The following is a 4,857-nucleotide window of genomic DNA, read 5'->3' on the forward strand; positions in this document are numbered from 1 at the left end:
GGCGATCGGCGTCGTCACGCTCGCCGCCGCATGCGGCGGCGACGACGGCGAGTCCGGCGGTGCGCCGGACGGCAAGGCCGTCACCGTCCAGGCCGCCAACGGGGCCGTGTCCGTCCCGGCCAAGCCGAAGCGCATCGTCTCCCTCTCCCCCACGCACACCGAGACGCTCTTCGCCATCGGCGCCGGGCCGCAGGTGGTCGCGGTGGACGACTACTCCAACTATCCGGCCGGCACCCCGCGGACGAAGCTGTCGGGCTTCAAGCCGAACGCCGAGGCGATCATCGCCCACAAGCCGGACCTCGTCGTGCTGTCCGACGACATGGACGGCATCGTCAAGGCGCTGGAGAAGGTGAAGGTCCCGGTCCTGCTGGAGCCGGCGGCGAAGAACCTGGACGAGGCCTACGACGAGATCGGCGACCTCGGGCAGGCCACCGGGCACGAGGCCGAGGCCAAGAAGGTCACCGACGGCATGCGCGCGGACATCCAGAAGACGGTGGCCGCGTCGTCCAAGGCCAAGGGCCTCACGTACTACCACGAGCTCGACAACCAGCTCCACTCGGTGACGTCGAAGACCTTCGTGGGCCAGGTGTACGGGATGTTCGGCCTGCAGAACATCGCCGACAAGGCGGACAAGGCCTCCGGCGACTACCCGCAGCTGTCCCGCGAGTACCTGCTCAAGCAGGACCCCGACCTGATCTTCCTGGCCGACACCAAGTGCTGCGGGCAGAACGCCGCCGCGCTCACGAAGCGCCCGGGCTGGTCGGACCTGGACGCGGTCGGGCACGGCGGCGTGGTGGAGCTCGACGACGACATCGCCTCCCGCTGGGGGCCGCGCCTGGCGGAGTTCGTCAAGGCGATCGGCGACGCGGTCCAGAAGGTTCAGTGACCGCTGCCGCCGAGGACGCCCGCCCGTGAGCAGGCGTCGACCGCACACCGGGGACGTCCCGGCCGGCGCCGACGACGCGGCCGGGACGTCTTCGGACGTCCGCGCGGTTCCCGAGGACGTCTCCGGGCGGGAGCGGGCGCCCGAGGTCTCCGGCGGTCGCGGCGACGCGCCGCCCGAGACGGAAGAGCGCTCCGGCGGCATCGCGGGTCCAGGCCCTGGCGGCTCGTCGCCCGGCCCGCGGAGCCAGGCCAGGCTGCGGCCGCTGCCGTTGGCGGCGGCGCTCGGGCTGCTGCTCGCGACGCTGCTGGCCGGGATGCTGGTGGGGTCGGCCGGGCTGCCCGTGGGCGGGGTCCTGAAGGCGCTGGCCGACCGGATCCCGTTCGTGCACGCCGACAGCGGGTTCGGCGTCATCGACGAGAACGTGCTGTTCCAGCTGCGCGTGCCGAGGGCGCTGATGGCGGCGCTGGTCGGCGGGATGCTCGCCGTCGCGGGCGCCGGGTACCAGGGGGTGTTCCGCAACCCGCTCGCCGACCCGTACCTGCTGGGCGCGGCGGCGGGCGCGGGGGTCGGGGCGACGCTGGTCATCGCGCTTGTGCCGGGCGACCCCGGATACGCGGTACCGCTCGCGGCGTTCGTCGGCGCGATCGGCGGGGTGGCCCTCGCCTACCTGCTGGGCAGCGCCGCGACGGGCCGCGGGAACGGGACGGCGACGCTGGTGCTGGCTGGCGTCGCGGTGTCGTCCTTCCTCGCCGCGGTGCAGACGCTCATCCAGCAGATGAGGGCGGAGGAGCTACAGCGGATCTACTCGTGGATCCTCGGCGGGGTCGGGTCGGCCGACTGGCACCAGCTGGCGCTCGTCTTCCCGTACGCGCTGGTCTCCACCGTGGTGCTGCTCGCCCACGGCCGGCTCCTGGACGTGCTCAGCGTCGGCGACGAGGAGGCGGCCGCGCTCGGCCTGTCGGCGGCGCGGGTCCGGCTGACGGTGGTGGCGGCGGCGTCGCTGGCGACGGCGTCGGCGGTCGCGGTGAGCGGGCTGATCGCGTTCGTCGGCATCGTCGTCCCGCACGTGGTGCGGCGGCTGGCGGGCGGGTCGTACCGGATCGTGCTGCCGCTGTCGCTGCTGGGCGGCGCGGCGTTCCTGGAGGTGGCCGACCTCGTGGCGCGGACGGTGATCAGGCCCGGGGAGTTGCCGCTGGGCGTGGTGACGGCGTTCGTCGGCGGGCCGTTCTTCGTCGTGGTGCTCCGCGCGTCCCGGCGGCAGGTGGAGACGTGACCGTCGCGGTGCGCGGCCTGGACGTCGCGCTCGGCGGGCGGCCGGTGCTGAAGGACGTGTCGCTGGAGGCGCCGGCGGGGTCGTGGACGGCGGTCATCGGGCCGAACGGCGCGGGAAAGTCGACGCTGCTGCGCGCCGTCCTCGGCCTGGTCCCGTCCCGTGGCGAGATCACCCTCGCGGGCGCGGACCTGCAGGCGCTCAAGCCGAGGCGGCGCGCCCGGCTCGTCGCCTACGCCCCGCAGAGCCCGAACCTTCCGGTGGGCATGACGGTGTTCGACTACACCCTGCTGGGGCGGTCCCCCTACGTCCCGCATCTGGGCCGGGAGAGCGCCCGCGACCGGGCCGTCACCGCGGAGGTCCTCGACCGGCTGGACCTCACCCCCTTCGCGGCCCGCCCCCTGGACCACCTGTCCGGCGGGGAGCGGCAGCGCGTGGTGCTGGCCCGCGCCCTCGCGCAGCAGACCTCGGTGCTGCTGCTGGACGAGCCGACGACCGCGCTCGACATCGGCCACCAGCAGCAGGTGATGGAGCTGATCGACCGGCTGCGGCTGTCGGACGGGCTGACGGTGGTGACCACGATCCACGACCTGACGCTCGCCGGGCAGTACGCCGACGGGCTCGTCCTCCTCTCCGGCGGTCGGGTGGCCGCGTCGGGCCCGCCGGATCTGGTCCTCACCCGCGACGCCGTCGAGGAGCACTTCGGCGCCCGCGTGAGCGTCGCCCCCGGGCCGGGCGGCCGGCCGATCCTGTCGCTGGAGCGTCCGTGAACCTCGAGACGGCGTGGCGGACGGAGGACGGCGAACGGCTGGCCTCGACGGTGTGGCGGGCCGGCCGCGGCCATCGGATGATCTCCTCGGCGATGCTGGGCGGCGGCATCGGCCCGGCCCGCTGGGTGCTGAACGCCCAGGTGCCGGGCGCCTACGCGCGCACCGACCCGGTCGCGCACCTCGCCGAGCTCGCGGCGGCGGCCGGGCTGGAGGGCCCCGGCGTCGGGATGCTCACGGCGGCCCCGGTCGCGCGCACGGTGCGGCGGGACGGCGAGGGCGTGCGCGTGTCGGCGACGGTGGGGCTGCGCGTCCCGACCTGGGCGGCCGCCCCCGCCGGGACGCCCGATCCCGAGCTGGCCCCGCTGGAGGGGGACGGGACGCCCGCCTGGAAACCGGGGACGATCAACATCGTGGTCGCCGTCCCCGTCGGGATGAGCGACGCGGCGCTGGTGAACGCGGTCGTCACCGCGACCGAGGCCAAGACGCAGGCGCTGCTCGAAGCGGGCTTCCCGTGCACGGGCACGGCGTCCGACGCGATCTGCGTCGCCGCCGCGACCGGCGGAACGCCGGAGGTCTTCGCCGGGCCCCGCTCCACCTGGGGCGCGAGGATCGCGCGGACGGTCCACGCCGCCGTCCGCGCCGGGGCCCTGGACTACGCGGCCCGGCTGGAGGCACGCGGCTAGCACCGGCCGCCGTACCACCCCGGTGCGGTACGGCGGCCGGCCTCAGGGCCAGTGCAGTGTGGGGTTCGGGCCTCACCTCCTCCCTATGCGACGCGCGGCCGGCATGACGGTCAGCCGGCGTGGGGAAGGCGATGCCCGTTGTGCCCGGCGTGGCCGTGGCGGCGCAGCGGGTCGGTGGCGAGCGGGTCGCCGCCGTCCAGCAGGGACCCGTTCATCGGCGGCAGGGAGTGCACCCCGGTCGGCGGCTCCCGGTCGACGGCCGGCCGCGGCCCGGCGGGGCCCGGGTCCGCGCGCCCCTCCGACAGCGCGGTGAGCGCGTCGACGCGGCGGCGCGCGCGGTCGGCCTCGGCGCGGGCGGCATCCCGCTCGGCGGTCAGCGCCCGCACCGCGGCGCGCAGCTCGTCGGCGGCGCGGGCGAGCTGCCAGTTGTGCCGCTCCAGCTCGCGGGCCCGCGCCTGGACCTGGTCGAGGTCGGCCACGGCCTGCCCCCGCTTGGCCTCGGCGTCGCGGACGGCCGAACGCAGGTCCTCGGCGGCGCGGGTGGCGGCGGCGGCCTCGACACGCTGCCCCTCGACGAGGGTCTCGGCCTCCGACAGCCGCCCGTGCAGGGCGACGAGTTCGGCGCGGGCGCTCTCCAGCGAGGCGAGCAGCTCGCCCTCCCGGGCGGCCACCCGGTCGCGTTCGCGCTCGGCGGCGAGGCGGGCGGCGCCCGCGCCGTCGGCGTCGTCCCGGGCCTCCTGGCGCTCCCGCCGCGCGGCGTCCCGTTCGGCGGCGAGCCGCTCGGCCTCGGCGCGGGCGGACGCCGCCTCCTGCTCGGCGGCCTCGGCGCGGGCGCGGGCGGTGGCGGTCTCGCGCCACGCCACCTCGGCCTGCCGCTGCGACGCGTCGCGCTCCCGCTGCGCGATCGCGACGAGCCCGGCGGCCTCGGCGCGCGCCTCGGCGATCCGCCGCTCGACGCCGGCGACGCTCAGCTCGGAGATCAGCGATCCGGCGAGCCGGTCGGCGAGGCCCTCCAGCCGGTCGACCATCTCCCACGTCCAGGCGACCTGGCCGGTGAGGCCGGGCGCCTCCAGGCCCCGCTCCCGGCTCTCGCGCGCGGCCCGCTCGCACGCGCCGTCGCCGTCCTGGCAGTAGCGGACGGTGCGGGCGCCGCGCGCCGGCTGCGGCACGGGCCGTCCGCAGCCCGGGCCCCCGCCCACCGCGGCCCGGGCACCCGGGCGTGGGGACCCCGCACCGGAGGGGGCGGGG

5 protein-coding genes are annotated in these 4,857 nt (G+C 76.7%); 4 read left to right on the plus strand and 1 reads right to left on the minus strand.

The features are described 5' to 3' along the window. From AB0C69_RS38055 to AB0C69_RS38070, 4 genes are all read left to right on the plus strand, one after another. A partial coding sequence (locus AB0C69_RS38055) for an ABC transporter substrate-binding protein (protein WP_360360741.1) occupies positions 1 to 886 on the plus strand: 886 nt, incomplete at its 5' end. A gap of 253 nt (positions 887 to 1,139) precedes the next feature. Further along, a complete protein-coding gene (locus tag AB0C69_RS38060; RefSeq protein ID WP_360360752.1) occupies positions 1,140 to 2,159 on the plus strand; it encodes an iron ABC transporter permease in 1,020 nt (339 codons plus the stop codon). Then, positions 2,156 to 2,926 carry an ABC transporter ATP-binding protein gene (locus AB0C69_RS38065; protein ID WP_360360744.1) on the plus strand — a complete coding sequence of 257 codons (771 nt, stop codon included), beginning with the start codon at positions 2,156 to 2,158 and terminating at the stop codon, positions 2,924 to 2,926. Before AB0C69_RS38060 ends, AB0C69_RS38065 begins: the two co-directional genes overlap by 4 nt. Further along, complete coding sequence (locus AB0C69_RS38070) at positions 2,923 to 3,609, plus strand: adenosylcobinamide amidohydrolase (RefSeq protein ID WP_360360747.1); 687 nt, start codon at positions 2,923 to 2,925, stop codon at positions 3,607 to 3,609. The genes AB0C69_RS38065 and AB0C69_RS38070 overlap by 4 nt, the downstream gene beginning before the upstream one ends. 110 nt (positions 3,610 to 3,719) lie before the next feature. Here AB0C69_RS38070 and AB0C69_RS38075 read toward each other — a convergent pair whose 3' ends face one another. Beyond that, complete coding sequence (locus AB0C69_RS38075; RefSeq protein ID WP_360360750.1) at positions 3,720 to 4,778, minus strand: chromosome segregation ATPase; 1,059 nt, start codon at positions 4,776 to 4,778, stop codon at positions 3,720 to 3,722. Positions 4,779 to 4,857 lie beyond the last annotated feature (79 nt).

The sequence above is a fragment of the Actinomadura sp. NPDC048032 genome (assembly GCF_040653175.1).
GTDB lineage: Bacteria > Actinomycetota > Actinomycetes > Streptosporangiales > Streptosporangiaceae > Spirillospora > Spirillospora verrucosospora.